The 241-nt window shown below is 56.8% G+C and carries 1 protein-coding gene; it reads right to left on the reverse strand.

All coding sequences use genetic code 11. The features are described from left to right. Positions 1–72: 72 nt before the first annotated feature. Positions 73–240, reverse strand: coding sequence for a winged helix-turn-helix transcriptional regulator (locus B4920_RS31205; protein WP_268812285.1), 168 nt, complete (start codon positions 238–240; stop codon positions 73–75). Between the last annotated feature and the right edge of the window lies 1 nt (position 241).

Genomic DNA, 241 nt, shown 5'->3' on the forward strand with positions numbered 1-241 from the left:
TTGTATGTTTACTGATGCAACCCGGAAGCTGGACGGCTGTAGTAACACACTCGGTGGCCTTAGCAAGCTGCCCTATGACAACACTTCCCAATGCCCACCCTTGCGCGGACCAACAAAGCGTAATCGTCCCGCCTTAACCAACGCCGCCGCCGCTCGCTCCACCGTACTGGTCGATCTGCCTATCCGCTCGGCTACTTGTTTAAGGGTCAAGGTCGGCTCAGCCACCAAGATAGCCAACACC

The organism is Zoogloea sp. LCSB751 (genome assembly GCF_002028455.1).
In the GTDB taxonomy this organism is placed as follows: domain Bacteria; phylum Pseudomonadota; class Gammaproteobacteria; order Burkholderiales; family Rhodocyclaceae; genus Zoogloea.